The following is a 26,263-nucleotide window of genomic DNA, read 5'->3' on the forward strand; positions in this document are numbered from 1 at the left end:
CGGTTGCCATGGCGCACAATCACGACCACGACCATGACCACAGCGGTCATTCTCACGGACATTCCCATGCCGGGCACGCGCACGCCGGGCATTCCCATGCCGGGCACAGCCACGCGCCCGACAGTTTCGGCACGGCGTTTGCGGTCGGCGCCTCGCTGAACACCGCCTTCGTCATCGCCGAGCTGATCTTCGGCTACTCCGCCAACTCGCTGGCGCTGGTCTCCGACGCCGTTCACAATCTCTCCGATGTCATCGCGCTGCTGCTAGCCTGGGGCGGGGCGTGGCTCGCCGGCAGGCGCCCGACCGACACCCACACCTATGGCTACCGCCGTGCCTCGATCCTGGCGGCGCTGTTCAATGCCGGGCTGCTGTTGATCGCGGTCGGCGGCATCGCGGTCGAGGCGATCAACCGCTTCCGCGAGCCGGCCGAGGTCGCAAGCTGGACCGTGGTCTGGGTCGCGGCGCTCGGCATCCTGATCAATGGCGGCACGGCGCTGCTGTTCATGCGCGGCCGCGACAGCGACCTCAATGTGCGCGGCGCCTATCTGCACATGGCGGCGGACGCCGGCGTCTCGTTCGGCGTCGTGATCGCCGCGCTGCTGATCATGGCGACCGGTTGGCACTGGCTCGATCCGGCAATCAGCCTCGTCATTGCCGTGGTGGTGCTGCTGAGCGGCTGGGAGCTTGCTCGCGACAGCGTCAACCTCGCGCTCGACGCGGTGCCGAGGGGGATCGACCTCAAGCAGGTGAGGGATTATCTCGGCGCGCTCGAGGGCGTTACCGAGGTGCACGACCTGCACATCTGGGCGATGAGCACCAGCGAGACGGCGTTGACCGCGCATCTGGTGCGGCCCGGCGGACATGACGATGTCTTCCTGCATCGCGTCTGCGCCGAGCTGTCGGAGCGGTTCAGCATCCACCACGCGACCCTGCAGGTCGAGATCAGCAGCGAGACCTGCCGGCTGGCGCCGGCGGAAATGGTTTAGCCGTCGGCGGCGAGATTCACTCGCGTTCAATTGATCGACCGACCGATGTCCGTGTCTTCCACGGCCGCCAATGAGACGGCACATTGCGGCCGCGCGCGTCGAGCGGGCGCGATCAATGGAGGGCAACGTGAAGAAGGCTATCGGTCTTGCAATGTTGCTCTGGGTCGTGGGCGCGACACCGTACGCAGACGCCCAGCCAGCGAAATCAGGCGTCGAGCGGCTCTACATCCTCAACTGTGGCGAAGGCGTCGCGGGCGACATTTCGCGCTGGTCGCCCGGCGTCAATGAAGGCAAGTCGATGGACTTTGTCGACAATTGCTACCTGATCAAGCATGCGCAGGGCTGGTTCCTGTGGGACACCGGCATTCCCGACGCGGTGGCGGCGATGCCGAACGGCCTTGCGCCTGCCGATCCCAAGGCCATCACCTGGCGGCGGCCGAAGACCTTGGCCGCGCAGCTCGACCAGCTCGGAGTGAAGCCGTCGGACATCAAGGCGATCGCCGTCTCGCATACCCATCCCGATCACATCGGCAATGTCGAGCTGTTCCCGGCCGCGATGCTGTATGTGCAAAAGGCCGAGTATGACTGGCCTGGCACCAACAACGCGCCGCGCTTCAAGGCGGAGCATCCGGTGACAAAACTCGAGGGTGATCGCGACGTGTTCGGCGACGGCAGCGTCACCATCCTGTCGACGCCGGGCCACACGCCCGGCCACCAGTCGCTGCTGGTGAAGTTGCCGAAGACCGGCGCGGTCGTGCTGACCGGCGATGCCGTCCACTTCAGGGACAATTGGGACAATCGGCGCGTGCCGAGCCTGAACGCCAGCAAGGAGCAGACGCTGGCCTCGATGCAGAGGATCGCCGACATGCTGACCAGGGAGAAGGCGCAGCTCTGGATCAACCACGACAAGGCCCAGCGCGACGGGCTGAAGCTGTCACCGGACTTCTATGACTGAACCGCTTCGCGACCGCGCGTTTTCGACCAGTCTCGAAAAATCTGCGCCGTCGCATCGTCCATTGGAAAGAAGCTCTCGATGCGCAGCTCCTGCAAGGTGACGTCCTGCGGCGTTCCCAGTGTCGCGATGGTGGTGAACAGCTGCAGGCCGACGTCGCCCTTGCGAAACAGCATCGGCAGCACCGGTCCGGACGCGGGCCCCGCAGGCGGCGCGGCCAACGCAGCCTCGACGCCGTCATAGGCCAAGAGGCGCTTGAGCAAGTCGGCCGTCGCGCTGGTGCCGTCCGCTGCGGCATCGGCCTCGACGCTGCGGATGAAGTAGCCTGCAACCTCGGTCCAGTTGGTGAGATAGGGCCGCAGCACGCCGGGCGCGACCAGCGCGTCGGCGAGATTGACCGCGGTACCGGGCGCCAGCGGCCCGACCAGAAATTCCACCAGCTGCCCGGCGCCTGTATTGGCAAGCAGCAGATTCCAGTGTCGGTCGACCACGACCGCAGGGAAGGGCTCCTGCTGCGCCAATATGAAATCGAGCGCGTGACGGATCTGCGCGAGTTCAGGCGCGGCAAGATCGGTTTGCCGCCACACCGGCGCGAAGCCGGCCGCGACCAGCAGCGCGTTCTGCTGGCGCAACGGCACGTCGAGCGCCGCAGCGAGCCGGATCACCATGTCGCGGCTCGGTGCGGCGCGGCCGAGCTCGAGGAAGCTCAGATGGCGCTGCGAGATATCCGCGCGCCCGGCGAGCTCAAGTTGCGAATGGCCCTTGCGTTGCCGCCACCAGCGCAGGCTGGCTGCAAAATCGCGCTGCTGCGACATGAATACCTACCAGGTAGTTGCCGGAATGATCTGGCCGGGCAAGATGCCACAAGCGAGCACGAAACGCATGGGGACCGGGATGGGCGAGTGGATCGGCGTTGCGATTGCACTGGTCTCGAGCTGCCTCGGCGGCACGGCGGCGGCGATCACGCGTTACCTGGCAGGCAATGCCGACCCGATCACGCTTGCGATCCTGCGCTGGGCGATCGGCTTTCTCTGCGTGCTTCCCGCCGCGGTCCTGCTTCGCGCGAAGTGGCCGCGGCGCGAGGATTTGCTTGCGGTCGCGGGGCTCGGGATCGCCTTCTTCGGCGTGTTCTTCGTGCTCTACAACATCGCGATGTCGTACACGACGGCAGCGCGCGCCAGCCTTGCGCTGGCGACGTTGCCGCTCTCCACCATGGTGGTCGGTGCCTTGCTCGGCATCGAACCGCTGACGATGCGCAAATCGGCCGGGGTTTCGATTGCGGTGCTCGGCGTGGCCGCCGCGCTCGCATCCGGGCTGTCGGCGGCGCCGGCGGGTGCCTGGCGCGGCGAATTGATCATGGCCGCCGCGGTGCTCTGCATGGCGTTCTACAACGTGCTGTCGCGACCGTTCATCCGCCGCTCCAGTGCGCTCGGTTTCCTCACCGTGGGCATGGGCGCGGGCGCGGCGGCGCTCGTGGCGGTCGGGATGTTCACCGGCAGCCTGGCGACGCTGCGCGAATTCGGCCCATCGCAGTGGATCGCGGGGCTCTATCTCGGGATGGCCGGCGGCGCGATGGCCTTCATCCTGTGGGTGCTGGCGCTCGAGCGCGCCTCGCCGACCCGCGTCGCCAACACCATGACGGTCAATCCGATCGCCGCCGGGCTGCTGGCGAAGCAGCTGGTCGGCGAGCCGATCACGGCCAATCTGGTGGTCGGTCTGATCGCGGTCTTCGCCGGAATCTGGATCGCGACGTCGGAGACCAAGCCGGCCTGATCAACTATGCGGGGCGGACGGCGCGGCGACAGGCGGGGCCGGCGTGTGCTTCGGCTTCATTGTGCCGGCGTAGAACGACAGGGCGTAGACCAGGATGATGCCGGCCAGATAGACCCCATAGGATTGCGGCGGGGTGATCGCCCATCGCATGAGGCGTCGGATCGGGCTCGGCTGGCCGTCATCGTTGTCCATGCGCTCTTGTGCGCGAAGGCTGGGGCAAAGGGAAGCGGAATCGCCGCCATTCGGCGGCGTCGTTCCGCCCGAAAATGATGCGGCGGGACGGCTTGCAATGCCGGACGAGCGTCCGCATCTGTCACGCGACGACCAGCCCTTCCTCCCGCACCAATTGCCCGGCATAATCCCACGTATGGAACTGACGCCCCGTTTGCGCCTCATGAGTTGGCTGGTCCGCCAGGGTCTGACTGGCCTGCCGGAAAACGACCTGCTTCGCGGCTTCTGCGAGCGCTGCCGGGCCGCCGGCATGCCGCTGTCGCGGGCGATCGTTTTCATCGACACCCTGCACCCGATCTTCGAGGGCCGCGGCTTCCGCTGGAACGACGGCGAGAGCAACGAGGCCGACATCTTCGAATATGGCTCGACCAGCAGCGGCGAGGCCAGCCAGAACTGGCGGCGGTCGGCGTTCCATCACATGCTCGAAAACGGCCATGACGAGATGGTGATCGATCTCACCGGCTCGCACGATTTTTCGATGATCGGCGACCTCGCCGAGAAGGGCCACAAGCATTTCGCCGCCTTCGTGCACCGCTTCGGCGAGGCCGGCACGATCGGCGAGATGGATTGCTTCTACTCCTACTACACCACCCGCCGTTCGGACGGCTTCGACGAGAACCATATGTCGGCGCTGCGCGACCTCGTGCCGGTGCTCGGGCTCGCGATCAAATCGGCCGCCCAGGTCGAGATCGCCCGCACGCTCGGGCGGGTCTATCTCGGCCGCGAGACGGCGGAGCAGGTGCTGCGCGGGCGCATGCAGCGCGGCATCACCGAGAAGATCAAGGCCGTGCTGTGGTACTCCGACGTGCGCGGCTCGACCGCGATCAGCGAGCGCATCGGCCCGGACGAGATCATTCCGTTCCTCAACGACTACGCGCAGGCCTCGATCGACGCGATCCATGATGCCGGCGGTGAAGTATTGAAACTGATCGGCGACGGCGTGCTGGCGATGTTCACCGGTGAGAACATGGCAAACTCCAGGCGCGCGGCGCTGCGCGCCGAGCACAGATTCCGCCATAACATGCGCGTGCTGAACGATCGCCGCGAGAACGAGAACCGGCCGACCACCACGGCCTATGTCGGCCTCCATGTCGGTGAGGTCTTCTACGGCAATATCGGCAGCGAGGACCGACTGGATTTCACCGTGGTCGGGCCCGCCGTCAACGAAGTCAGCCGGATCGCCTCGATGTGCGCCTCGGTCGACCGCGAATTGCTGACCTCGACCGATTTCCGCACCGGGCTCGACGCCGCCGGCCGCAACTATCTGGTCTCCACCGGCCGCTTTGTCCTGCGCGGCATCAGCCATGCTCAGGATCTCTACACGCTGGATCCAGCCGTTACCGCCGACGAGGTCATCGGCGGCAAGTACGAGCGGTACCTGGCGGGCTGACCTCTCTCACCGTCGTTGCGAGGAGCACAGTGACGAAGCAATCCATGTCCCCACAAGCGAGGGGAATGGATTGCTTCGCTTCGCTCGCAATGACGTTGAGGGGCGAGGTTAGCAGCGCGCCGGTTCGCCGACCATCTCGGGCTGCCGCCTGAGCGACACGGCCGGCGACATCAGTATCACCAGCGCCTGGGCGGCGAAGATCGCGGCTGCCAGGTAGAGGCAGGCTTCGGCGCCGTAGAGGCCACCGACGACGGCGCCGAGTGCGGAGCCGAGCGGGCGGGCGCCGTAGCTCATGATGTTGATCGCGGAGACGCGGCCGAGCAGCGAGGGCGGCGTCACCGACTGCCGCAGCGTGGTGGTCGAGATCACCCACAGGATCGGACCGACGCCGAGCAGGAAGAAGCCGAGGCCCGCGAGCAGCGGCGTCGCAATCCAGGTCGTCAGTGCCATCACGAGCGAGGCGACGAGGCCGGTGACCGGGCCGAGCCCGATCACGGTGCCGAACGCCAGCCGCTTCATCACGCGGGTTGCGAACAGCGCGCCGACCACCATGCCGACGCCGTACATCGCGAGCGTCGTACCGACACCGGTGGCGCTGAGCCCGAGATGGCGCACCGCATAGGGCACGAACACGGCGAGCAGCAGGAAGGACGCGGTGTTAAAGATGAACTGGGTGACGAACACCGGCCGCAGCAAGGCGTGATGCATCACGAAGGCTGCGCCTTCCTTGATGTCCTGCAACGGATGACGCCGCGGGGCGGGCTGGCGCGCCGGCTCGTAGATGCCGGCGAGCAGCACAACCGCGATCGCCGACAGCGCCGCGGCAAACCCGAATGCGGGCGCGGCACCGACCCAGCCGACCAGCACGCCGCCGAGCGCGGGGCCGCTGGCGAAAGCGACCGTGCGGGCAAGTTCGATGCGGGCATTCGCGGCCGGCAATTGCTGCGAGGTCACCAGCGAGGGGACCAGCGCAGGAGCTGCGACGCTATAGGCAACCGTGCCGCAGACCGCGATGAAGCCGAGCAAGGCGAGCAGCGGCAAGGTCATCGCGCCGAACCACAGCAACAGCAGGATCGCGGCAAGGGCCGCCGCGCGCAGCGCCTCGGAGCCCGCCATCACCCAGCGCCGCGACACGCGGTCGGCCAGCAAGCCGGCGGGAATCGCAAACAGGATGAAGGGCAGCGTCAGCGCGGTCTGCAACAGGCCGGTCTGGCCTTCGCCGACGCCGAGCACCAGCACGGCAACGATAGGCGCGGCAGCAAGCGCAATCTGCTCGGCCGATTGCGCGGCGAGGTTGGACCAGGCCAGGCGATTGAAGGTGGCGGGCAGGCGCGGCGTATCGGCGGACATGGCAGAATCCTTCAGGGATATTCGATCTGGCCATAGTGTGTGGTTGGAAGACGCCCGATCCCACCCGTTTCCCGACAACGCCAAAAACAAAGCCCGCCGTGAGAGGCGGGCCTTGTCACTGATCGCGGAGCGCGGTCACACCATCACGGTGTGGGTCCCGTAGCGAGCTGGCCGGTGATGGTGCCGACCAATGTGGCCGGTCGGTTGTCGTCGCCGGTTGCAGGCGCCGCGGAGACCTCCGTCTTGCGCTGCGCCAGCGCGCTGGTCAGGCTGGTGAGCGCGTCGGGGCCGGCCGGGAAGCCTGCCTCCGAAAGGATCTTGTCGATCATCGGCTTGAACGCCGAGACCGACAGCAACTGCGCGGCGAGGCCGTCGCCGAGCCCAAGACCGCCATTGCCGTTAGCGTGGCCGTTGGCGCCGCCGCGGCCGAGCATGCTGCCGGTGTCGAAGATCCGGATGTCGGAGATCTTCTCGATCGGCTTCACCGCCTCGGCGAGCGCGCTCGGGATCACGTTGATCCGCGCGAGGTTGAGATCGTAGGCGATCATGTCGGCGCTCAGCTTGTTGCGCGCCTCCGCCTTCAACGTCGCGACTTCCGCTTCGGCCTGGCCGAGCGCCTTGACGCCGGCGGCGCGGGTGGTGGCTGCGTTGGCGTCGGCTTTCGCCAGCACGTTGGTGGCCTCGGCCTTGTTGGCCGCAGCCTGCTTCTCGGCCTCCGCCATCACGGTGATCGGCATCGCATTGGTCTCGGCAACCTTGCGTGCCGCGATCACATTGATGATCTTGTCGCGCTCGGCGACCTCCGTGGCGCGGGCGGTGGTGACCTTTTCCTCCGCTGCGATCGCGAGTGCGCGTGCGGTCTCGGCGATGGTCTGGGCTTCCGACTGCTCCTTGCTCTTGGTCGCAACCGCGATCGCAGCCTCCTGCGCCACGATCTGCAGCTCGCGGTCGGTTTCAGTGGTGCGGCGCTTCACGGCGAGATCGGCCTCGATCTTGCGGGTGTCGCGGGCCTGGTTGGCCTCGGTCTGCTTGTTGGCGACCGCAAGCTCCTGCTGGATGCGATACTCGGCCTCGTTCTGCAACGCGGTCTGTTCGACCTGCGCGGTCTGCGCGCGCATCGCGGCGGTCTTGTTGGCGATGTCGCGCTGCTGTGCCAGCTCGGCCTCGCGCTTGGTGCTTTCGATCGTCAGCGTGGTCTGCCGCGCCACCAGATCCTGCTGGGCGATATTGACCTCGGTGGTGCGGACGATCTGGTTGCGCTCCTGTTCGCGCTCCTTGGTGATCTTGGTCAGCGTGGTGAGGCCGTGCGCGTCGAAGAAGTTGCTCGGGTTGAAGTGCTTGATGTCGCTCTGGTCGAGCCGGGTCAGCGACACTGATTCAAGCTCGAGGCCGTTGTTCTGGATGTCGGCGCCGACCGCGTCCTGCACCGCCTTGACGAAGGTCGCGCGCTGCTCCTGCAACTCCTCGAGGTTCATGGTCGCGGCGACCGAGCGCAGGCCGTCGACGAACTTGGCCTCGACCAGCTCGCGGAGCTCGGCGGCGTCATTGGTGCGGTTGCCGAGCGTCTGCGCCGCCAGCGCAATCGACGAAGAGTCGGGTTTGACGCGCAGATAGAACTCGGCGCCGATGTCGACGCGCATGCGGTCCTTGGTGATCAGCGAGTCGGGGCCGCCGCGCGCGACCTCGAGCCGCAGCGTCTTCAGGTTCACCGCGGCGGTGGAGTGGAAGATCGGCAGCACGAGCGAGCCGCCGTCGAGCACCACCTTCTGGCCGCCGAGGCCGGTGCGGACATAGGCCTCGTCGCGCGTCGAGCGCTTGTAGAGTTTTGCGAAAAGCAGGCCAATGACGAGGATAGCGAGGACGCCAATGGCGACCGGTATAGCAAGTTCCCACATATGTTATGCCCTGTTGGAAGACTGTTGCTGTTCAATGAGGTCGGCGGGAGCGGCGATCGCGATGAAGCTCTTGGCGTCGCGGTCGACCAGCAACACGCTGGCGCCGACCGGCAACGCCTCGGACTCCGCGCTGGCACGCGCCGACACGGTGTGCCAGTTGCCGAAGACATCCTTGAGACGGACCCTGCCGGGCAGGCCCTGATCGAGCGGGCCGACCGACACGGTTGCGACCTTGCCGACAAAGTCACTGTCGTCGACCGCATAGCTCTCGTCGCGGGGAATGATGCGGGCGAGGCCGCGGCTCGCATTTCTGATCACGGGGACGCTGCCGGCGGCAGCAACCACCGCGGCAATCGAGACCGGAATGGCGGTGCCTGCGGCATGCGCCAGTCCTTGAAGCAGGAAGCCTCCGATCGAGAATATGCCAAGTCTCAGGATGATCAGGATCAGGAGGGGAAGCCGCCCGGCGTTGATCCAGAGAAACAGGCCACTGAGAGCATTGTGGCTCTCGGCCTCGACCGCGAAATCCTTGCCGACGAGTTCGCTGATCGAAAGTCCGACCATGGTGGTCAGCAGCTCGATACCGCCAAGTGCCACCATGATCGCAGCCGCGACCGCGAAGGGCCGCACGTCCGGGGCGAGCAGAATGTCGCCAACTGCACTCATTTTTCTGACTTGATCCTTTCAAGCCGCGCCGCGATTTCCTTTTCACGGTGCAGGCGATCGAGTTCGTCAAGCTCCTTGTCGCCGAGCACGCTTGCAGCGGGAACACCGGTGACCCGGGCGATCGCCGCCATGGCGCGTTCGGCACTCAATGTATTGGTCGTCGATGGGGCCCGGCTGGTTTCGTCCTTGGCCTCGCGGATCAGACTTTGTTCGAGATCGGCCAATCGCGTCTCCGCTTCGCGGCGCGCGCCGAGCATGGCTTGCAGCGCCTTGGTCTGCTCGTCGATTTCGAGCTCGATGAAATCCATCGCGCGTTCCAGCGCGATCACCTGCGACTCCAGGTCAATTTGCCGTGCGACACCGGCGCGCGCGAGATCCTCGCGATTTTCCGCAAGTGCGAGACGGATCTTCTCGTTCAGAGCAGTCGTCTCGGTATCCAGTTCTTCGCGCCGCCTCTTCAAGCGGAATTCCTCGGCGCGAGACTTGCCGAGCGCATAGCGCGCTTCGTCGGCGCCGGCGTCGATCTCGCGGATCGCCTGCTTGACCAGCGCGACCTTGTTGTTGCTCTCGACGTTGTCGATGGTCTGGCTCGCGATGGCGGCAAGAAGCCGGCCCATGCGCGCAAGGATGCCTTCGTGAAGCATGGTCTTCTCCTCCGGTTGTGCTGATTTCGATTTGACGGCGATGTGGATTTCGTAGCCGCGTCCATCCGAGATCAAATGTGCCGGGAAGGGGCTTTCCCAGCCCGAGACATATCCCGGCACGTCGAACGGCACCAAGACGCGTCCGCCGACAGTGCTAATGGTCAGTGAAGTTGGACCCTTGATCGCAAACAACTTGTCGTCGAGCGGTATCCGGCGGACGGCGGCGCCTGCGATGTAGTTGGCGCGGTCGCGCAGGCCGAGCGTCACCAGCCGCGCGGGCAGGCCGGTCTCCTTGCGGATCTTCTCGTAAGCCTGGGCATGCAGCGAGACGAGGTTGGCGCCGACGGGGGCGACCTCGGCGAGGATCGCCATCATCCGGTCATAGGCCGCAAAGGTCGCCTCGATCGCCTCGATGCCCGACGGGTCGGGGGCGAGGGCGTAGCGCAGCGTTGCGGTTGGCGTCTCGACGGGCAGCTTGATCATGCCTCTAACGTAAAGCACTTCCTCAGTACTTTACAAGGTGGGTGGCCGGTATCATTTTCGTGAACCTAGATGCAGTTGCAAATGAGTTGCAATAACGGGAGAGATCGGCCATCCTTCGGGGATGGACGCTCGTACCCCTGAAATGTCTCCCGTTTCCGTTGCCGACACCGTGCCAGGTGGCTGGCGGGGCGATGCCGGCCATACGCGCAGCCTGCCCGAGGTGAACGCGACTGTTGCGGTGCCGAGCGCAGGCGTGTGGTGGCGGCGCCTGCTGGCCTTCGCCGGGCCGGGCTACCTAGTCTCGGTCGGCTATATGGACCCCGGCAATTGGGCGACCGATCTCGCGGGTGGATCGAAGTTTGGCTACACGCTGCTGTCGGTCATCCTGCTCTCCAACCTGATGGCGATCCTGCTGCAGGCGCTTTCGGCCCGGCTTGGCATCGCGACCGACCGCGACCTGGCGCAGGCCTGCCGCGCGATCTATTCGCGGCCGGTGAATTTGCTGTTGTGGCTCGCCTGCGAGGCCGCGATCATCGCCTGCGACCTCGCCGAAGTGATCGGCACCGCGATCGCGCTGAAGCTGCTGTTCGGCATTCCCTTGATCGGCGGCGCGCTGCTGGCGGCGCTCGATGCGTTCCTGCTGCTGCTCCTGATGAACCGCGGCTTCCGCTTCCTCGAGGCCTTCGTGATTGCGCTGCTGATCGTCATCGCGGTCTGCTTTGTGGTCCAGATCACCGCCGCCGCGCCGCCGATTGCCGGCGTGATCGGCGGCTTCATGCCCTCGCGCGAGATCGTCACCAATCCGGAGATGCTCTACATCGCGATCGGCATCATCGGCGCCACCGTGATGCCGCATAACCTCTATCTGCACTCATCGATCGTGCAGACCCGCGCCTATCCGCGCACCGAGGAAGGGCGGCGCGATGCGATCAAATGGGCGACCACCGACTCCACTATCGCGCTGATGCTGGCGCTGTTCGTCAACGCCGCGATCCTGGTGCTGGCGGCTGCGACCTTCCACAAGAGCGGCCACTCTGATGTCGCCGAGATCGACCAGGCCTTCGAGCTGCTGTCGCCGCTGCTCGGCCTTGGCATCGCCTCGACGCTGTTTGCCGTGGCGCTGCTGGCGTCCGGCCTCAACTCGACGGTGACGGCGACGCTGGCCGGCCAGATCGTGATGCAGGGCTTTCTCGACCTCAAGCTACCCGACTGGCTGCAGCGGCTGGTAACCCGCGGCATCGCGATCGTTCCGGTCATCGTGGTGGCGGCGCTCTATGGCGAGAGCGGCACCGCGCAGCTGCTCGTGTTCAGCCAGGTCGTGCTGTCGATGCAGCTGCCGTTCGCGGTGATCCCGCTGGTGCGCTTCGTGTCCGACAAGCGCAAGATGGGCGCGTTCGCGATCTCGCGCCCCGTTGCGATAGCGGCGTGGATCGTGGCCGGCCTGATCGTGATCCTGAACGTGAAGCTGCTGATCGATACGATCTTCGGTACCTAATCCTGCGGCTCGGCCAGCGCCTCACCTGACGCGTCGACGCGCAGCCAGCCCGATGGCGCGAGCCGCTGCTGCGGCAGGAAGCGGCCCTTGTAGTCCATCTTCTTGGAGCCCTCGATCCAATAGCCGAGATAGACGTAGGGCAGGCCCTGTCGGCGGGCGCGGGCGATATGATCGAGGATCATGAAGGTGCCGAGCGAGCGGGCCTCAAGCCCCGGCTCGAAGAAGGAATAGACCATCGACAGCCCGTCGCTGAGCACGTCGGTCAGCGCCACCGCCATCAGCTCGTCGCCGCGGCCGGTGATGGCGCTGTCGGCATTGCGCTTGCGGTACTCGATGATCCGGGTCTCGACATGGCTGTCCTCGACCATCATCGCATAGTCGAGCACGGTCATGTCGGCCATGCCGCCGTTGCGGTGGCGGCGGTCGAGATAGGCGCGGAAGACCGAGTATTGCTCGGAGGTCGGCACCGCCGTGCGCTGCTCGCCGATGATGTCGGCGTTGCGGGCCAGCACCTTGCGGAAATTGCGGGAGGGGCGGAATTCGTTGGCGACCACCCGGACCGAGACGCAGGCCCGGCAGGCGTCGCAGGCCGGGCGGTAGGCTATCGACTGGCTGCGGCGGAAGCCGCCATGGGTCAGCAAGTCGTTGAGATCGCCCGCTTTGTCGCCGACCAGGTGCGTGAAAACCTTCCGCTCATGCCGGCCCGGCAGATACGGGCAGGGGGAGGGCGCCGTCAGATAGAACTGGGGGGTATCACGCGAGTGTTGGGTCACGTCTGATCGTCGGGCTCCACATACAATACAGGCAGCCGAGTTAGCATCGCCCCCCGGAGGCTAACGGTCAATTGGTTTAGGCGGGCCTAATAAGAGGCCCGCACGGCCGGGGTGACCTGGGTCCGGACCGAGCTGTTGATCATGACGGTTCCGAGGATGATGTCGTGCAGCAGCCGGCGGCGGCCGTTGAGCAGCCCGACCAGGAGTACCAGCGGCGACAGGAACGAGATCGTCACCCAGAACAGCACCGCGTGGGTGGCGCCGAGCACGAAATAGCCGCGTGCGCCGTACCAGGTGCGCAGTTCCAGATCCATCATGCGCATGCCAATGGTGGCCGAATGCTGCCCGCCGATCGAGGCGCCGTAGTAGACGATGGCCCAGACGATCGAAGCCGGCGACACCAGCCAGAACAATGCCCAGCCGAGGCCGAGCGTGACGATGCCGAAGATCGCGATGAAGATCACCGCCAGGATCACCGGCACCGACAGCACGAAGAGGTCGATCAGGAACGCAAAGACACGCCGCGTTAGCACGCCGCGGAACAGTTCCGGCTGCATCAGCGGATCGAACGCATGCGGGGGAACGCCGCCGTCGTTGCGCCTGGCCTCATTGCGCCAGGTGCCGCCGTCATTGCCGTAGGACATGACCAACCTCCGATGAAACTCCCGCGCAGGACATGGGAGCACGAGGCTCGCCTGCCAAGTCCGCGCGAACATTAACTAGCCGAAATATTCCGGCGATTCGGCGGCCATCGGCGGTCGCGGAACGTGTATGTTGCGTCCGGCAAGCCGAGAGGAACCCATGAGCACACGGATCGGGCTGCGCTGCAGGTGCGGAGAGGTCTTCGGTGTCGTCTCGAACCCGTCACCCAAATCGGCCAATCGTGTGACCTGTTATTGCGATGATTGCCAAGCGTTTCTCCATCAACTCGGCCGCGCCGATCTGCTCGATGCACACGGCGGCACCGATATCGTCCAGGTCGCGCCGTCGTCGCTCAGCTTCTTGCAGGGGCAAGACAAGATCGCAGGCGTCCGGCTGACGCCGAAGGGGTTGTTCCGCTGGTACGCGACGTGCTGCAACACCCCGGTCGGCAACACGCTGACGCCGCAGGTCCCGTTCGTCGGAATTGTCGCGTCGGCGTTCGACGGCGGCGCGGACCGTGCCGATGAAGCATTCGGCAAATCGGTCGGCGCGATCCTCGGGAAATACGCGGTTGGCGAGGCGCCGAAGGGCTCGACCGGATTGAACCTGTCGCTGATCGCGCGCGCCATCGGCAAGGTGCTGGGCTGGCGCCTGCGCGGAAAGGCGTGGCCGCATCCGTTCTTCAGGCGCGAGACCGGCGAGCCGATCTATCCGCTGACCGTGCTGACGCAACAGCAACGCGACGCACTGCGTCCGCTGTGTGGCCCGCATCCGACGGCGCCGGCCGCGGGCCAGACGGAGCTCAGCTCTCCGCCTTGATCTTCTCGGCGGCCTTCGGCGCGAAATAGGTGAGGATGCCGTCGGCGCCGGCGCGCTTGAAGCCGACCAGGCTCTCCATCATCGCGCGCTCGCCGTCGATCCAGCCATTGGCGGCGGCGCCTGCGATCATCGCGTATTCGCCCGACACCTGGTAGACGAAGGTCGGCATCGCGAAATGGTCCTTCACGCGGCGGACGATGTCGAGATAGGGCATGCCCGGCTTCACCATCACCATGTCGGCGCCCTCGGCGATGTCGAGCTCGACTTCGCGCAGCGCCTCGTCGGAATTGGCGCTGTCCATCTGATAGGTGCGCTTGTCGCCGGTCAGCGTCTTGGCCGAGCCGATCGCATCGCGGAACGGGCCGTAGAACGCGGAAGCATATTTCGCTGCATAGGACATGATCTGCACGTCGCCGAAGCCGCTGTCGTCGAGCGCCTCGCGGATCGCGCCGATCCGGCCATCCATCATGTCGGACGGCGCGATCACGTCGCAGCCGGCCTCGGCCTGGGTCAGCGCCTGCTTCACCAGCACCGCGACGGTCTCGTCGTTGAGGATCTTGCCGCCTTCGATCAGCCCGTCATGGCCGTGGCTGGTGAAGGGATCGAGCGCGACGTCGCAAAGCACGCCGATATCGGGAAACTCCTTCTTGATCGCGCGAACCGCCTGGCAGACCAGATTGTCGGGGTTGAGGGCCTCCGAGCCTTGCTCGTCGCGCAGGGCGGGCTCGGTGAAAGGAAACAGCGCGATGCAGGGGATGTTGAGTTTTGCGGCGCGTTCGGCGTCGCGGACGATCTGGTCGACGGTGAGCCGATCGACGCCGGGCATCGAGGCCACCGGCGTGCGGGTGTTGTGGCCATCGACCACGAACATCGGCCAGATCAGGTCGTCGGTGGTCAGTACGTTCTCCCGCACCAGCCGGCGGGCCCATTCCGACTTGCGGTTGCGGCGCATCCGGATCGTAAGGTCGAGCGAGGGGGAGGCGAGGGCATCCGTTTGGCGCCGCGGCGTGTCGCGCAATTCGATCGGGCGCCCGAATTTGATCGCCATGTCTTGTTCTCCTCGAGGGACGGCAGTTCTGGACCTGATAAAGTCTGGACCTGATATAAGTCTGGTTCTAGCACCTGTCAGGGGCGCCGTCATTGCGCCGCTATTGCACCCCTGTTGCACCTTTGGTGCCCTTGATTTGCCGCAACGGCAATTGATTTTGCGTCCCCGGCGGGCCAAGACTGCGCCATGAACCCCATTTTGCAGCCGCCATGCGGCGATTCGGATGTCTGACACCTCTGCACGCGATCAGGCGCGGGATAACGCCATCTCGGTGAGCGCGATCTCGTCCGACCGGATCGAGCCGGACGACAATGCGTGGACGCGGCGCCTTGTCATCTTCCTGCGCATCATGGCCGTCGTCTCGGTCGCCAAGGGCCTCTATCACTGGGCCCAGGTGACGGGCTTTGTCGGTGGCGAGGAGGAGGCCTTCGAGAACCAGTCGATGGCCTGGCAGACGGCCACGATCTATTTCGCAGTCATCGAACTCGTCGCCGCAGTCGGGCTCTGGCTCGCGACGCCGTGGGGCGCCGTGGTCTGGCTGACCACCGTGGTGTCGATGGCCGTCATCGAGCTGATGTTTCCGGGAATCTATGGCGGCAGCCTCACCGTGGTCGGGCTCGAGGCCGTGATGCTCGCGGCCTATCTGGCGCTGGCCTGGATGTCGGCGCGCGAACGCCCGCCATAGCCCCGCATGGCTCGCGCACTGTTGCCTGGCTGCGACAGCTCGGCGAGGAGCTGACGGGTGACGGCCAATATTTGGCGGTCGTGCGCGCAACGAGAAGACAGCATCGCTGGTTCTGCTAGGTGGATGCCTCAGATCGCACCCCTTCGAGACGCACCATTTGCGGCGCGTCTCTGCGGGACCTGCCGTCGGGACCCATTTCACCGGATCTCGGCGCGTGTGCCGGCCGGCTTTGCGCGGGCCGACGGCGGAACCGATCTGGCCGCGGCGACGAATGAGGGCCTCTTGCGCGCACCACGCGCGTCCCGCTCCGATGCACTCCCATAAAATTTTCGAAGAATTTTCCGGTAACCAATCGGTCACTGTAAAGGGTTCCCTCATACCCGTTACGGCACCGTTTCGAATTCAGACGCTGCTGTTTCCGAATGTGACAGGTGAGGCACACGAAGCGTGAACAAGGGCCTGCCACCGTCAATGAAGAGTTGCGAAAAGTCCTTGATCCATGGGCTTAATCCACGATTCACTGTCTTAAATTCATGATCTCTTTATTCTCTTATTTAAGCGGATATTCAAACGGCCCCCTTACGTTGGACCTATCAGGCGGGACACAAGTTTCGTCGAAATAAAGTCGATAAAAACGACAAACAGGGGAAGTGTCATGATGAAAGCCGTTGCGACAACGGCGGCGGATGCCGCTGATCGCGCTACCGGTCAAGCTCCGGTGCAGCCGCTCTATCTCGAAGCCCTGACTTTGGTGGAGCGGCTGCATCGCCGGCTCCTCGACGTCATCAAGGACGAATTCGATCGTCGTGGCCGCGCCGACATCAACTCGGTGCAGGCGCTGCTCCTGTACAATATCGGTGACAAGGAACTGACCGCCGGCGAGCTGCGCACCCGCGGCTACTATCTCGGCTCCAACGTCTCCTACAATCTGAAGAAGCTCGTTGAGCTCGGCTTCCTCGATCATCAGCGCTCGCGCGTCGATCGCCGCTCGGTCCGCATCCGTCTGACCCCGCAGGGCCAGGAAGTCCGCAAGATCGTCGATGCGCTCTATCAGAAGCACGTCAAGACGGTCGAGCAGGTCGGTGGCATTTCGAACGAGGAGTTCGCGAGCCTCAACAAATCGCTGCACCGCCTCGAGCGCTTCTGGACCGACCAGATCCTGTATCGCCTCTGAGCTTTCCTGTTTTCGCCTGATGGGCCAAGCCGGCCGCTTGAGAAGACCGGCAGCCTGCCTCCAGTCAACGCATCGGTCATGCCCGGCCGATGCGTTTTTCATGCTGCACCTGCGAAAATAAATAGGTCCCGGCGAGGAACCAAGCCGTTTCCTGCGCTTTATCCCGTCTCCCAACGGAGAGGCAGGGATATGCTGGTCGAGCGCGGGATTGAGGTGCTGAACGTCGAGGTCGTCGGTGACGCCTACGCGATCGCCTCGAATTATCTGCGCAAATCCGGCACCATTCCCGACACTTTCGCCACCAATGAGCGCCTGCTCGGCATCATCGTGAAGCTGTTCCAGCGTGGTGAGCTGAACCGACTCCGCCTCGCCAACAAGGCGATCGCGAAGTTCGAGGCCGAGACGCTGGTGGTCGCCTGAGCGTCAACCCGGAGACTTCAATGGAAGCCGCGATCGATCGGATCATGCAGACGTATGATCTGCTGCTCAACCGCACGTCCGCTGCAAGCGACGAAGCACGGGCGAAGGTGACAGAGTACGTGCAGACGCTGTTCGAGGCGGGTGAGCGCGATACGCATCGATTGACCGTGTGCGGGCTGACCTATCTGCGCCAGCTAGACGGCAGCACCGACCATGTGAAGGCCGGGTACACCGGGCTGTAGGCGCACTTGTCTGTCGTCCCTGCCTGGTGCGCAATTGCGCACGGGAGCAGGGACCCATAACCACTGGGTTGTGTTGTTGAGGCAGGCTGGGGCCCCAGCGTCGCGCAACGATCGCCGTCGGTGGTTATGGGTACCGGGCCGAGCTTCCGCCTTCGCTCGTTGAGCTACGGCGGACAAGTCGCTCGCCCGGGACGACGCGGTTAGATTCAATTGTCAGACAGCTACTCGGTGTCATCGCCCGCGTGAACGCCCTTATCCACGATCGTCGTCCCTGCGAAAGCATGGACCCATAACCACAGGGGCGTGTTGTTGAAGAGGGCTGCAGCCCCAGCGTCGCGCAACAACTTGCATTTGTGGTTATGGGTCCCGGGTCAAGCCCGGGACGACACCGAATGTGTTGCACTAATTGCGTGTCATACGTTGGCATTCTCGCGACATGAGTTGCAGCTCAGTTTGTAGGACAACGCCCGCCCGCCTGGTTCCGTCTGAACACCGTACTGATCCGGATTTCATCGCAAGCCAGGATGGTCGTAATACAACTGTGCCGGCACGACCTTTATTTACCCGAGCATTTTTTAACTTTTGAGTTTTTACCGATCTATTCCAACTGGCAGAAAAGGACCGCCCGTGTGACGGTCCTTTTCGATTCGATCGCTCACCGCAGCAGAAGCCACGCCACGCTGGCGATCAGGGCCATAAGCGACACCGCCGCAGCGCAGACAAAGGCAACCTCCACGCCGTCGATGTGGTGGTGGTTCGCCTGCATCGTCGCTCCTCCTGGATGGGCCGCTATCGGCGCGCTACGATGACGAGCGCGGTCGGCGTGCACTGCCACATCCTTCGCGATGCGAGCGCGAATGAATGAAGCGGCCTGGCTTTTCGAACTGAAATTTGCCGGGACGGAATTTTCTCCGAACTCCCGGGCTATGACGAGATAACTCCGTGCTTGCCGTTCTGGTTCCTGGCAAAGCGACGGTTGATACGATCGCATTGATATCGGCAGGCTTCGCGGGTGCCTCTTGCCTGAAAGACGATGCGCTGCCCTTTCCTGGCGGAAGGAGCGAGCGCGCAATTGGCATTCCGCTGGAACGAACTGGAACCGCAGGAGTAGACCTTCAGCTCCCGGCCTTTGCCCCCAAGCCCTCCGGGAGTAGCGATCCCTGGTGCTGCGAAACCTCCGGTGCCGGGGGTCGTTGGTTGGGCCCGGTATCCGGGGCTGTGCTCGTCCTGCCGTTTCGATCCATGCAGGACGAAGACCGCATTAAACCGCGTGCGCCGGCGAGCCACTCAGATCATCTCAAGCGAAAAGCAATCAGCGCGGTGCGGCGATTTGCAGCACGGTGTAGCTGCGCCGCGGGCTTGCCGAAGGCTGTGGCGAATGGTCGCTAAGGATGCGCAGACGCGAGCTCGGCGCGCGATTCCATAACCCGATGGGACTCGCGCGTTTCGATTGGCGATGCGACCACGCGACTGGACGCAGCCGGCGATCGGCGGGCCGCGTCTGAAAATCCAGGAGGAAGCCCCATGATCTCGTCCCACATGCGCCTGTTCGGCGCGGTCGTAGCGCTGTTGCTTGGGGCGAGCGGTCCGGCGCCCGCGCAGCAACTCGAGCTCAAGCTGATGGCGCCGGCGGCGCCTGGCGGTGGCTGGGATCAGACCGCGCGTTCGATGCAGCAGGCGCTGGTCGCCGCCGGTGTCGCGCGCAGCGTCCAGGTCACCAACGTGCCTGGCGCCGGCGGCAGCGTCGGCATCGCGCAGTTCGTCAATGGCGCCAAGGGCGACGGCAGCCAGATGATGGTGAACGGCTTCGTCATGGTGGGTGCGCTCGCCATGAACAAGTCGCCGGTGACGCTGGATCAGGTGACGCCGATCGCGCGCCTGACCGAGGAGACCCAGGTCATCGTGGTGCCGGCGAGTTCGTCGATCAAGACGGCGCAGGATCTAGCTGCCGCGCTCAAGGCCGATATCGCCAAGGTGACCTTTGCCGGCGGCTCGGCCGGCGGCGTCGACCATGTGATGGCGGCGCTGTTCGCAGGCACGGTCGGCGCCGACGCGAAGAAGATCAACTACATTCCGTTCTCGGGCGGCGGCGAGTCGCTCGCCGCCATTCTCGGCGGCAAGGTCACGGCCGGCATTTCCGGCCTCAGTGAGTACGAAGGCCAGATCAAGGCCGGCAAGCTGCGCGCGCTCGGCGTGACCTCGGCGCAGCGTCTGCCCGGCGTCGATATCCCGACCTTCAAGGAGCAGGGGATCGAGCTGGTGCTGGCCAACTGGCGCTCGGTGGTGGCTCCGCCCGGCATCACGCCGGAGCAGCGCAAGGTGCTGAGCGAAGCCGTCGAGAAGATGGTGAAGTCCGACGCCTGGAAGGACATCCTGAAGCAGAAGGGCTGGGATAACGCCTATCTCGGCGGCGATGCATTCGCGGATTTCCTGAAGAAAGAGATCACGCGCGTGACTGAGGTGCTGAAGTCCGTCGGTCTCGTGAAATCATGACGCCGGATACGGCCTCCGAAAACCTGCCGCGCGCGCCGGCGCGGCGCGTCGATCGCGCCGGCGTCGCCATCGCGGCCGCGCTCGCTGTACTCGCCACGGTGCTGGTGTGGGACGCCAGCAAGCTGCCGGCCACCACGATGTACGGGATGGGGCCGGAGGCGATGCCGATCGTCATCGCGATCGGCCTCGTCATCCTCGCGGTCGGCAATCTGATCGACGCGCTGCGTGGCAACCTGCCGCCGCGCGAGAGCATGGATCCGAAACCGGTGTGGCTGATCATCGGCGGCCTTGCGCTGCTGATCGCCATCATCGGCCTCGGCGCCGGCTTCATCCTTGCCACCTCGGCGCTGTTCGTCACCACGTCTGCGGCCTTCGGCCGGCGTGCCGTCGCGGCCGACACCGCCCTCGCGCTCGCGATCACGACCCTCATCTACCTCGCGTTCGACAAACTGTTAACGCTGAGCCTGCCTGCCGGCCCGCTGGAGCGACTGCTGTGATGGACACTTTCGCCGCGCTGGCGCACGGCATGGCGGTCGCCATGCAGCCGATGAACCTGCTCTACGCCCTGATCGGCGTGTTCCTCGGCACCGCGGTCGGCGTGTTGCCGGGCATCGGTCCGGCGCTGACGGTCGCGCTGCTGCTGCCGGTGACCTACAAGCTCGATCCCGGCGGCTCGCTGATCATGTTCGCCGGCATCTACTATGGCGGCATGTATGGCGGCTCGACCACCGCGATCCTGATCAACACGCCGGGCGAGAGTGCGTCGATGGCGACCGCGCTCGAGGGAAACAAGATGGCCAAGGCCGGCCGCGGCGGCCCGGCGCTGGCGACCTCGGCGATCGGTTCGTTCGTGGCCGGCACCATCGCCACCATCGGCCTCGCATTCCTCGCGCCATGGCTGGTCGACTTCGCGGTCCGGTTCGGGCCGGAGGATTACTTCGCACTGATGTGCGTCGCCTTCGTCACGGTGTCGGCGACCTTCGGTGACTCGCCGGTTCGCGGCCTCACCAGCCTGTTCATCGGCCTGACGCTCGGGCTGGTCGGCATCGACAAGCTCACCGGCCAGGCGCGGCTTGCGTTCGGCATCCCCGAGTTGCTCGATGGCGTCGAGGTGACGACGCTCGCGGTCGGCCTGTTCGCGGTGGGCGAGGCGCTCTATGTCGCCTCGCGCCGTCATCATGCCGAGGAGAAGCTCGAGCCGGTGCGCGGCTCGTTGTGGATGACGCGGGAGGACTGGCGGCGCTCGTGGAAGCCGTGGCTGCGCGGCACGCTGTTCGGCTTTCCGATCGGCGCGCTGCCGGCCGGCGGGGCTGAGATCCCGACCTTCCTGTCCTATTCAACCGAGCGGCGGCTGACCAAACATCCGGAGGAGTTCGGCAAGGGCGCGATCGAGGGCGTCGCCGGACCCGAAGCCGCCAACAACGCCTCCGCCGCCGGCACGCTGGTGCCGCTGTTGACGCTTGGGCTGCCGACCTCGGCCACCGCGGCGATGATGCTGGCGGGCTTCCAGCAATACGGCCTCAACCCCGGGCCGCTGTTGTTCGCGGAACGGCCCGACCTGGTGTGGGGCCTGATCGCGAGCCTGTTCATCGCCAACGGCATGCTGCTGGTGCTCAATCTGCCGCTGGTCGGGCTGTGGGTGCGGCTGCTCGCGATCCCGCAGCCCTGGCTCTATGCCGGCATCCTGGTGTTCGCGACCATGGGCACGATCGCGGCAAAGCCGTCGGTCGTCGAGCTGTCGATGCTGGCGGCGTTCGGCGTGATGGGCTTTTTGATGCGGCGGTTCGATTTCCCGATCGCGCCTGTCGTGATCGGATTGATCCTCGGGCCGATCGCCGAAAGCCAGTTGCGCCGTGCGCTGGCGATCAGCCTCGGCGATCCCATGGTGCTGCTGCAAAGCCCGATGTCGGCAACGCTGCTCGGCGTTGCACTGATCGCACTGCTGGCGCCGTTCGTGCTGAGGGGACTCGGGCGGTTCAAGGCCAATGAGGACTAGGTAAGTTGCTTCAATGTTGCCTGGTCAGCAAGAGGTTGGAAACGTCCTGCAGGTGAATGGCGGGATGCAGGGTTCCGAGCAGCCCAACAATGACGATGATGCCCAGTCCGAGTATTGTCTCGATCGCACTGTTACGGATCAGATGGCGAAGGGCGACAGACGAATGTTCGCTTTCGATGGCGGCGAACTGCGGCGTCAAGCGGAAGCGGTTGATCGCCGCGAAGACGAGCATCGTGACGAAGATCGCTATCTTGAGCATGAGCAGGCGCCCGTATTCGGTGGCGACGAGCCCATGCAGCGAGCCGACCAGAATGGCGGCGTTGACAACGCCACTGAGCAGAATGGTTGCCACGCTGACAATGCCGAGTATCGAAAACCGTTCGGTGGCATCGCGGACCAGCGACATGCTCTCACGGACCTTGGGAGTGGCCAAGAAGGTGATCAGTGACACCAGACCACCGATCCAGGCTGCCGCAGCGACGGTGTGCAACGCATCCGCTGCGAGATGCAGATAGCCGATCGGACCAACGGTTGAGGCGGCGTGGCCGGTCCAGGCAAGACTGCCGGCAAGCCCGATCGCCGCAGCGAGCCCTAGCCATTGTGCGGCCACCGCGCGGTCCGAGATGAGGCAGGCCGCCAGCCAGATCGCAAGACCTGCGCGGATGATCGTCATCTCACCGAACTGGGTTTCGTTGATGACGGTCGATAGGATGTCTGCGGTCAAAGCGTCGATGAGCGGCATTCCGCTCATCGACGCCGCCTGCAGCAGAAGCCAAATCGCGCCCGAGATCACCACGAGGGTAAGACTGGCCCAGATATGCCGCCGCGTCCGGCTCCGAAACGCAATCGTCGCCGCGGTGTGGTCGAGCAAGACCGGCACGGCGATCAGGCGGCCGAAAATAACGCTTCCGACCGCTAACGCCGTTGCCGCGAAATGCACGGCGCGCGTCGCGATCAACGGCGCTCCTGCTGCGGACCAATCCATTGCGACCAAGCTCTACTGGCCAACCTGGAAGGTGTAGTTCCCCTCGGTTGTGTGGGTGTCTACCGAAAGCACGTGCCAATTGACGTAATAGGTCCCAGCACCGCCCCCCTTCAGTGAGACCGACATCTGGTTGCCGTTCACGCGCGCCTTTCCGGCATCGACCCGCTGCCCGGAAGGACCGGTGACTGTTACCGAACTGAATGCGGCTTCCAGCTTCTGGGTGAAGGTGAGCGTCACCTCGCGCGGCGGGCTCGCTACCTGGTTGCCGACGCGTGGCTCGGCATGATCAAGAAAGGCGTGGGCGTGTGCCTTATCGGCTGCCAGCGACAGCAAAAGCGTGATGATCAGGGTTGAGCGTCGCATGATCAATTCCTCGCAAACGGACTGGCGGGCTGGACCGGGCCGCCAAAGAGCGGCCTGCCGATGCCCCGGGGATCGATATCGTCGAGATAAAGATGGAGTTGCCCAATCACGCCGACGCGAGTGCCGCTCTGCCGATTGATCGGAATCAGCGCCTCGACGCCGAGCTGATAGGTGTTTCCGACCCACAGAACGCCAGGGTTGATGGTCCCGGTCGTCATCGTGCCCGACGTCAGCGTGTTCGCGATCGGGGTCTGCAGCGTCGCTTCCACAAGCGGGATCATGCGATTGACGAAATCCGGCAGGCCGAGATCGACGACCGCGGATTTCAGATAGGGCATGCTGTACTGGATCGTGGCGCCCCAATTCAGCACGTTGGGATGAAATTGGGTATCGGAGGTCATCTCGCCGGAGTCGGGATCGACCCCGAAGGTCGTGGTGGAACGCCTCCCGGGAATGGCATAGCCGACCTGTCCGGTGACCGCGACGGGGCGCAGCCATGACAACGTGTCGGGCAGGTCGCCAAAACCTTTGCCGAAATAGACGGTCGGTGTGTAGGTGTTGAACGGATCAGCTCCGACGCTGTCGGCGCCGGTGCCGCCCCATTCGACGCTCAGCCCGACCGACATAACGAATTCATGCTCGGCGTCCTTGAAGACGCGATACTTGAAGGTGGTGTCGACGTTCTGGAAGCCATGGGCGCCGGTTCCGGTCGGTCCACCAGGTGGATGGAGAAAGCTGTACGTTGATCCAATGGAGATCGCGAAAGCCTCGGTGATCCGCTTGGAAAACTCGCCGGAGAAGTCACGCTGCCGAAACGACGGATCATCGCCGGTGTGGAAGCTGGAGACCGTCGGCAGCGAGAGCTCGTCATTGACGCCGGGGTCATCGATGCCGAGCGTGGCCGGAAAGAAGCGGTTGCCGACGATTTCGTGGGCGGTACTGACAGAAAATGGAATGAGCGCGACGGCGAGGCCCGGTAAGGCTGCGCGCGCATGACGGATGAACATGGGAATCTCCGCAGGCGTTGATGTGTAAAGGTGTCAGCGGCCAGTGGCCGCGCGGCTTTACGACAGAAACGGCGGGGCGCGCGCCTGGGCCTCGGAATCGGCGCCTGGACCGAACAGACGCGGCGCAAAATCCTGCCAGGCGACCTCACTCATCACGCGATCGATCACGATCGCGGCTGACATCTTCGGGGCAGCGATCGGCGCGCCGGTCTGCAGCACGCTGCAGGCGGTGCAGCAGCCCTCGTGCGCGCGGTGGCCGGTCTGATCGTTCTGGTCGGCCGCTTGTTGTGCCGCCCCGCCGTGGCACATGACCGCGCCTGCAAGCGGATCCGAGGCCGCTAGACTCGCCGCCCAACAGGCGCCGATCGGTGCAAAGATCTGCACCAGCAGGGCAACCAGAACTAGAGGTAGAAATCTCTTCAGCTGTCGGCGCATCGGTCCACCTGCGACAATCTACCGCAAGCGAGGGCCGCCGTCGAGCCAAGTGACAATGGAGCGAGGAGGGGTGACGATTTAATGGAGTGTGTTGTGCGTCGGCAACGCCGTGCATACGCGCTGCGGTACGGCCTGAGGCGGGATCAGTCTGATGAGCCGACTTGTTTTTAGGCGACAGAGGTAGGTCGGCTGGCCGCATTCATTGCGGCCTATGCGCTTGTCCTCAATGTCGTGCTGTTAGGCGTCCTGGTCGCCAGCGTATCGCCTGTGGCGGCGGGAGCCAGCTTGCCAGAATCCGACCTGCGGGGATAGCGCCCCGGTTCTGCGGCGCGATGCCTGCCTGGTCGAGACAGGTAGCAACACGGCCAACATTTGTGTGATCGGGAAATATCCGGACTCCGATCCCGGTCTTCCTTTCAGCAACGCACATGCCTCGCTTGCGCGAGGCGCAAATCAAGGCGGCCGAACGATGAAGATCATCTATCTTTTGGCGGCGCTCATGCTGGCGCCATCTCTCGCGACCCAAGCCATTGCTGATGCGCGAACCGGCAATGGCAGCGACCGGGCGCATGTCGGCGCACGATCGACAATTGGCAGCGGATTGCAGGGATACGGGATCGTAGGTCGTCAGATCGCGGCTCCGCCGTGGAGCTCCGCCTGCATGAACGACACAGGCCCACAGCAATGCGACGAGCCCATGTGGGTCTATGGGAGCCCCGACTATGTCGCTCAGTTCAGGAGTGCATTCTGACGTCGGCCCGCGGGCTCTTGAAGCCGCGCTGCTGGCCGGCTGAAGGCGCGGCTAGGACAATTCGTCATATGGCCCGCCTGCAACACCGCCGCGCGATCGGTTGAATCTGCGGCCGCTGTGTTTTGACTCGCTCTTGCGCTGTGATAGGCGTGAGGCGGGGTATGAGATGAGGCGGTTCGTTTTCAGGCAGCGTGTGGGCAGGGCGGCGGCGTTTGTCGCAGCGTACGCGCTTGTCCTCAACGTCATCCTGTCGAGCCTCCTGGTCGCCAGCATATCGCCTGCGGCCGCGGCAGCCGGCCAGATCCTCTGCATCAACAGCGCCGATGCCGATGCGGCCCACGACGATGCCGGCAAGAGCGGGCGGGGCGGCGCGATCCACTGTCCGCTGTGCATCGGTCATCACGTCACCGGCGCGTTGCCGCCGCCGGAGCTCGCGCTCGGCGCACGGCTGCCGGTCGCGGTCACCACGATCCGTGCGTTCGAGGCGCGGTTCGTTGCGCGTTTCCGATCCTACGATCATCAATCCCGCGGACCTCCGGCACTGACCTGACCACCGGCGCTTCGG

General features: G+C 64.9%; 28 protein-coding genes. 15 read left to right on the forward strand and 13 right to left on the reverse strand.

Going from position 1 to position 26,263, the window contains the following annotated elements; translation table 11 throughout:
• Positions 1 to 8 precede the first annotated feature (8 nt).
• On the forward strand, positions 9 to 986 hold the full coding sequence (locus tag Q0030_RS16785) for a cation diffusion facilitator family transporter (RefSeq protein WP_298369097.1): 978 nt from the start codon (positions 9 to 11) through the stop codon (positions 984 to 986).
• 151 nt (positions 987 to 1,137) lie between these two features.
• Positions 1,138 to 1,941, forward strand: coding sequence for an N-acyl homoserine lactonase family protein (locus Q0030_RS16790; RefSeq protein ID WP_298369551.1), 804 nt, complete (start codon positions 1,138 to 1,140; stop codon positions 1,939 to 1,941).
• Here the strand turns inward: Q0030_RS16790 and Q0030_RS16795 are convergent.
• The gene (locus Q0030_RS16795) at positions 1,932 to 2,753 is read right to left on the reverse strand and encodes a helix-turn-helix domain-containing protein (protein WP_298369099.1); all 822 of its coding nucleotides are present in this window, start codon (positions 2,751 to 2,753) and stop codon (positions 1,932 to 1,934) included. The two genes, Q0030_RS16790 and Q0030_RS16795, sit on opposite strands and share 10 nt — an antisense overlap.
• A gap of 79 nt (positions 2,754 to 2,832) precedes the next feature.
• Here Q0030_RS16795 and Q0030_RS16800 point away from each other — a divergent pair, with 79 nt between their 5' ends.
• Positions 2,833 to 3,711, forward strand: a complete 879-nt coding sequence (locus Q0030_RS16800) for a DMT family transporter (RefSeq protein WP_298369553.1) — start codon at positions 2,833 to 2,835, stop codon at positions 3,709 to 3,711.
• Here the strand turns inward: Q0030_RS16800 and Q0030_RS16805 are convergent, their stop codons facing one another.
• A complete protein-coding gene (locus Q0030_RS16805; RefSeq protein WP_298369101.1) occupies positions 3,712 to 3,903 on the reverse strand; it encodes a hypothetical protein in 192 nt (63 codons plus the stop codon).
• A gap of 175 nt (positions 3,904 to 4,078) precedes the next feature.
• Here Q0030_RS16805 and Q0030_RS16810 point away from each other — a divergent pair, with 175 nt between their 5' ends.
• Entirely contained in the window at positions 4,079 to 5,332 is a 1,254-nt protein-coding gene (locus Q0030_RS16810; protein ID WP_298369103.1) for an adenylate/guanylate cyclase domain-containing protein, read from the forward strand.
• A gap of 108 nt (positions 5,333 to 5,440) precedes the next feature.
• On the opposite strand, the gene Q0030_RS16815 is transcribed toward Q0030_RS16810, so the two are convergent.
• The 4 genes from Q0030_RS16815 to Q0030_RS16830 form a co-directional block, all read right to left on the reverse strand.
• On the reverse strand, positions 5,441 to 6,682 hold the full coding sequence (locus Q0030_RS16815) for an MFS transporter (protein ID WP_298369104.1): 1,242 nt from the start codon (positions 6,680 to 6,682) through the stop codon (positions 5,441 to 5,443).
• A gap of 143 nt (positions 6,683 to 6,825) precedes the next feature.
• A complete protein-coding gene (locus Q0030_RS16820; RefSeq protein WP_298369107.1) occupies positions 6,826 to 8,577 on the reverse strand; it encodes a flotillin domain-containing protein in 1,752 nt (583 codons plus the stop codon).
• 3 nt (positions 8,578 to 8,580) lie between these two features.
• Positions 8,581 to 9,243, reverse strand: coding sequence for an OB-fold-containig protein (locus Q0030_RS16825; protein ID WP_298369110.1), 663 nt, complete (start codon positions 9,241 to 9,243; stop codon positions 8,581 to 8,583).
• Positions 9,240 to 10,370, reverse strand: a complete 1,131-nt coding sequence (locus tag Q0030_RS16830; protein ID WP_298369112.1) for a PspA/IM30 family protein — start codon at positions 10,368 to 10,370, stop codon at positions 9,240 to 9,242. The genes Q0030_RS16825 and Q0030_RS16830 overlap by 4 nt, the downstream gene beginning before the upstream one ends.
• 121 nt (positions 10,371 to 10,491) lie before the next feature.
• Here Q0030_RS16830 and Q0030_RS16835 point away from each other — a divergent pair, with 121 nt between their 5' ends.
• Positions 10,492 to 11,865, forward strand: a complete 1,374-nt coding sequence (locus Q0030_RS16835) for an Nramp family divalent metal transporter (RefSeq protein ID WP_298369114.1) — start codon at positions 10,492 to 10,494, stop codon at positions 11,863 to 11,865.
• Here Q0030_RS16835 and Q0030_RS16840 read toward each other — a convergent pair.
• Together Q0030_RS16840 and Q0030_RS16845 are read right to left on the reverse strand one after the other, a co-directional pair.
• On the reverse strand, positions 11,862 to 12,638 hold the full coding sequence (locus Q0030_RS16840; RefSeq protein WP_092114746.1) for an arginyltransferase: 777 nt from the start codon (positions 12,636 to 12,638) through the stop codon (positions 11,862 to 11,864). The two genes, Q0030_RS16835 and Q0030_RS16840, sit on opposite strands and share 4 nt — an antisense overlap.
• 86 nt (positions 12,639 to 12,724) lie before the next feature.
• Positions 12,725 to 13,282 carry an RDD family protein gene (locus Q0030_RS16845; RefSeq protein ID WP_298369121.1) on the reverse strand — a complete coding sequence of 186 codons (558 nt, stop codon included), beginning with the start codon at positions 13,280 to 13,282 and terminating at the stop codon, positions 12,725 to 12,727.
• A 157-nt stretch (positions 13,283 to 13,439) separates the two neighbouring features.
• Between Q0030_RS16845 and Q0030_RS16850 the strand changes: the two genes are divergently transcribed.
• Positions 13,440 to 14,099 (forward strand): DUF6151 family protein, encoded by a 660-nt coding sequence (locus Q0030_RS16850; protein ID WP_298369122.1) that lies wholly within the window; start codon positions 13,440 to 13,442, stop codon positions 14,097 to 14,099.
• Here Q0030_RS16850 and hemB read toward each other — a convergent pair.
• A complete protein-coding gene (gene hemB, locus Q0030_RS16855; RefSeq protein ID WP_298369123.1) occupies positions 14,083 to 15,147 on the reverse strand; it encodes a porphobilinogen synthase in 1,065 nt (354 codons plus the stop codon). The genes Q0030_RS16850 and hemB overlap by 17 nt on opposite strands.
• A 223-nt stretch (positions 15,148 to 15,370) precedes the next feature.
• Between hemB and Q0030_RS16860 the strand changes: the two genes are divergently transcribed.
• From Q0030_RS16860 to Q0030_RS16890, 7 genes are all read left to right on the forward strand, one after another.
• Positions 15,371 to 15,832 (forward strand): DUF6163 family protein, encoded by a 462-nt coding sequence (locus Q0030_RS16860; protein WP_050422596.1) that lies wholly within the window; start codon positions 15,371 to 15,373, stop codon positions 15,830 to 15,832.
• Between the two features lie 655 nt (positions 15,833 to 16,487).
• Positions 16,488 to 17,006: a MarR family winged helix-turn-helix transcriptional regulator gene (locus tag Q0030_RS16865; RefSeq protein ID WP_018271925.1), complete on the forward strand. Its 519-nt coding sequence runs from the start codon at positions 16,488 to 16,490 to the stop codon at positions 17,004 to 17,006.
• Positions 17,007 to 17,195: 189 nt separating this feature from the next.
• A complete protein-coding gene (locus Q0030_RS16870) occupies positions 17,196 to 17,426 on the forward strand; it encodes a hypothetical protein (protein WP_298369124.1) in 231 nt (76 codons plus the stop codon).
• Between the two features lie 20 nt (positions 17,427 to 17,446).
• Positions 17,447 to 17,668 (forward strand): hypothetical protein, encoded by a 222-nt coding sequence (locus tag Q0030_RS16875; RefSeq protein WP_021078384.1) that lies wholly within the window; start codon positions 17,447 to 17,449, stop codon positions 17,666 to 17,668.
• Positions 17,669 to 19,192: 1,524 nt separating this feature from the next.
• The gene (locus tag Q0030_RS16880) at positions 19,193 to 20,161 is read left to right on the forward strand and encodes a tripartite tricarboxylate transporter substrate-binding protein (RefSeq protein ID WP_298369125.1); all 969 of its coding nucleotides are present in this window, start codon (positions 19,193 to 19,195) and stop codon (positions 20,159 to 20,161) included.
• Positions 20,158 to 20,658, forward strand: a complete 501-nt coding sequence (locus tag Q0030_RS16885; RefSeq protein ID WP_298369126.1) for a tripartite tricarboxylate transporter TctB family protein — start codon at positions 20,158 to 20,160, stop codon at positions 20,656 to 20,658. Before Q0030_RS16880 ends, Q0030_RS16885 begins: the two co-directional genes overlap by 4 nt.
• A complete protein-coding gene (locus Q0030_RS16890; RefSeq protein WP_298369127.1) occupies positions 20,658 to 22,157 on the forward strand; it encodes a tripartite tricarboxylate transporter permease in 1,500 nt (499 codons plus the stop codon). The genes Q0030_RS16885 and Q0030_RS16890 overlap by 1 nt, the downstream gene beginning before the upstream one ends.
• Before the next feature lie 10 nt (positions 22,158 to 22,167).
• On the opposite strand, the gene copD is transcribed toward Q0030_RS16890, so the two are convergent.
• The 4 genes from copD to Q0030_RS16910 are packed head-to-tail and all read right to left on the reverse strand — an operon-like array spanning position 22,168 to position 24,947.
• Positions 22,168 to 23,115 (reverse strand): copper homeostasis membrane protein CopD, encoded by a 948-nt coding sequence (gene copD / locus Q0030_RS16895; protein WP_298369128.1) that lies wholly within the window; start codon positions 23,113 to 23,115, stop codon positions 22,168 to 22,170.
• Between the two features lie 39 nt (positions 23,116 to 23,154).
• Complete coding sequence (locus tag Q0030_RS16900) at positions 23,155 to 23,505, reverse strand: copper resistance CopC family protein (protein ID WP_298369129.1); 351 nt, start codon at positions 23,503 to 23,505, stop codon at positions 23,155 to 23,157.
• Positions 23,506 to 23,507: 2 nt separating this feature from the next.
• On the reverse strand, positions 23,508 to 24,512 hold the full coding sequence (locus Q0030_RS16905; protein WP_298369130.1) for a hypothetical protein: 1,005 nt from the start codon (positions 24,510 to 24,512) through the stop codon (positions 23,508 to 23,510).
• A gap of 57 nt (positions 24,513 to 24,569) precedes the next feature.
• Positions 24,570 to 24,947: a DUF2946 family protein gene (locus Q0030_RS16910; RefSeq protein WP_298369131.1), complete on the reverse strand. Its 378-nt coding sequence runs from the start codon at positions 24,945 to 24,947 to the stop codon at positions 24,570 to 24,572.
• A 469-nt stretch (positions 24,948 to 25,416) separates the two neighbouring features.
• Here Q0030_RS16910 and Q0030_RS16915 point away from each other — a divergent pair, with 469 nt between their 5' ends.
• Positions 25,417 to 25,698, forward strand: coding sequence for a hypothetical protein (locus Q0030_RS16915; RefSeq protein WP_298369132.1), 282 nt, complete (start codon positions 25,417 to 25,419; stop codon positions 25,696 to 25,698).
• Positions 25,699 to 25,864: 166 nt separating this feature from the next.
• The gene (locus Q0030_RS16920) at positions 25,865 to 26,248 is read left to right on the forward strand and encodes a DUF2946 family protein (RefSeq protein ID WP_298369134.1); all 384 of its coding nucleotides are present in this window, start codon (positions 25,865 to 25,867) and stop codon (positions 26,246 to 26,248) included.
• Positions 26,249 to 26,263: the final 15 nt, after the last annotated feature.

The sequence above is a fragment of the uncultured Bradyrhizobium sp. genome, assembly GCF_947648125.1.
Lineage (GTDB): Bacteria > Pseudomonadota > Alphaproteobacteria > Rhizobiales > Xanthobacteraceae > Bradyrhizobium.

Coding starts and splice junctions, on each gene's coding strand:
- Q0030_RS16785 (WP_298369097.1), top strand. CDS start 9: ATGGCGCACAATCACGACCACGACCATGACCACAGCGGTCATTCTCAC.
- Q0030_RS16790 (WP_298369551.1), top strand. CDS start 1,138: ATGTTGCTCTGGGTCGTGGGCGCGACACCGTACGCAGACGCCCAGCCA.
- Q0030_RS16795 (WP_298369099.1), bottom strand. CDS start 2,753: ATGTCGCAGCAGCGCGATTTTGCAGCCAGCCTGCGCTGGTGGCGGCAA.
- Q0030_RS16800 (WP_298369553.1), top strand. CDS start 2,833: ATGGGCGAGTGGATCGGCGTTGCGATTGCACTGGTCTCGAGCTGCCTC.
- Q0030_RS16805 (WP_298369101.1), bottom strand. CDS start 3,903: ATGGACAACGATGACGGCCAGCCGAGCCCGATCCGACGCCTCATGCGA.
- Q0030_RS16810 (WP_298369103.1), top strand. CDS start 4,079: ATGGAACTGACGCCCCGTTTGCGCCTCATGAGTTGGCTGGTCCGCCAG.
- Q0030_RS16815 (WP_298369104.1), bottom strand. CDS start 6,682: ATGTCCGCCGATACGCCGCGCCTGCCCGCCACCTTCAATCGCCTGGCC.
- Q0030_RS16820 (WP_298369107.1), bottom strand. CDS start 8,577: ATGTGGGAACTTGCTATACCGGTCGCCATTGGCGTCCTCGCTATCCTC.
- Q0030_RS16825 (WP_298369110.1), bottom strand. CDS start 9,243: ATGAGTGCAGTTGGCGACATTCTGCTCGCCCCGGACGTGCGGCCCTTC.
- Q0030_RS16830 (WP_298369112.1), bottom strand. CDS start 10,370: ATGATCAAGCTGCCCGTCGAGACGCCAACCGCAACGCTGCGCTACGCC.
- Q0030_RS16835 (WP_298369114.1), top strand. CDS start 10,492: ATGGACGCTCGTACCCCTGAAATGTCTCCCGTTTCCGTTGCCGACACC.
- Q0030_RS16845 (WP_298369121.1), bottom strand. CDS start 13,282: ATGTCCTACGGCAATGACGGCGGCACCTGGCGCAATGAGGCCAGGCGC.
- Q0030_RS16850 (WP_298369122.1), top strand. CDS start 13,440: ATGAGCACACGGATCGGGCTGCGCTGCAGGTGCGGAGAGGTCTTCGGT.
- hemB (WP_298369123.1), bottom strand. CDS start 15,147: ATGGCGATCAAATTCGGGCGCCCGATCGAATTGCGCGACACGCCGCGG.
- Q0030_RS16860 (WP_050422596.1), top strand. CDS start 15,371: ATGTCTGACACCTCTGCACGCGATCAGGCGCGGGATAACGCCATCTCG.
- Q0030_RS16865 (WP_018271925.1), top strand. CDS start 16,488: ATGATGAAAGCCGTTGCGACAACGGCGGCGGATGCCGCTGATCGCGCT.
- Q0030_RS16870 (WP_298369124.1), top strand. CDS start 17,196: ATGCTGGTCGAGCGCGGGATTGAGGTGCTGAACGTCGAGGTCGTCGGT.
- Q0030_RS16875 (WP_021078384.1), top strand. CDS start 17,447: ATGGAAGCCGCGATCGATCGGATCATGCAGACGTATGATCTGCTGCTC.
- Q0030_RS16880 (WP_298369125.1), top strand. CDS start 19,193: ATGATCTCGTCCCACATGCGCCTGTTCGGCGCGGTCGTAGCGCTGTTG.
- Q0030_RS16885 (WP_298369126.1), top strand. CDS start 20,158: ATGACGCCGGATACGGCCTCCGAAAACCTGCCGCGCGCGCCGGCGCGG.
- Q0030_RS16890 (WP_298369127.1), top strand. CDS start 20,658: ATGGACACTTTCGCCGCGCTGGCGCACGGCATGGCGGTCGCCATGCAG.
- Q0030_RS16900 (WP_298369129.1), bottom strand. CDS start 23,505: ATGCGACGCTCAACCCTGATCATCACGCTTTTGCTGTCGCTGGCAGCC.
- Q0030_RS16905 (WP_298369130.1), bottom strand. CDS start 24,512: ATGTTCATCCGTCATGCGCGCGCAGCCTTACCGGGCCTCGCCGTCGCG.
- Q0030_RS16910 (WP_298369131.1), bottom strand. CDS start 24,947: ATGCGCCGACAGCTGAAGAGATTTCTACCTCTAGTTCTGGTTGCCCTG.
- Q0030_RS16915 (WP_298369132.1), top strand. CDS start 25,417: ATGAAGATCATCTATCTTTTGGCGGCGCTCATGCTGGCGCCATCTCTC.
- Q0030_RS16920 (WP_298369134.1), top strand. CDS start 25,865: ATGAGGCGGTTCGTTTTCAGGCAGCGTGTGGGCAGGGCGGCGGCGTTT.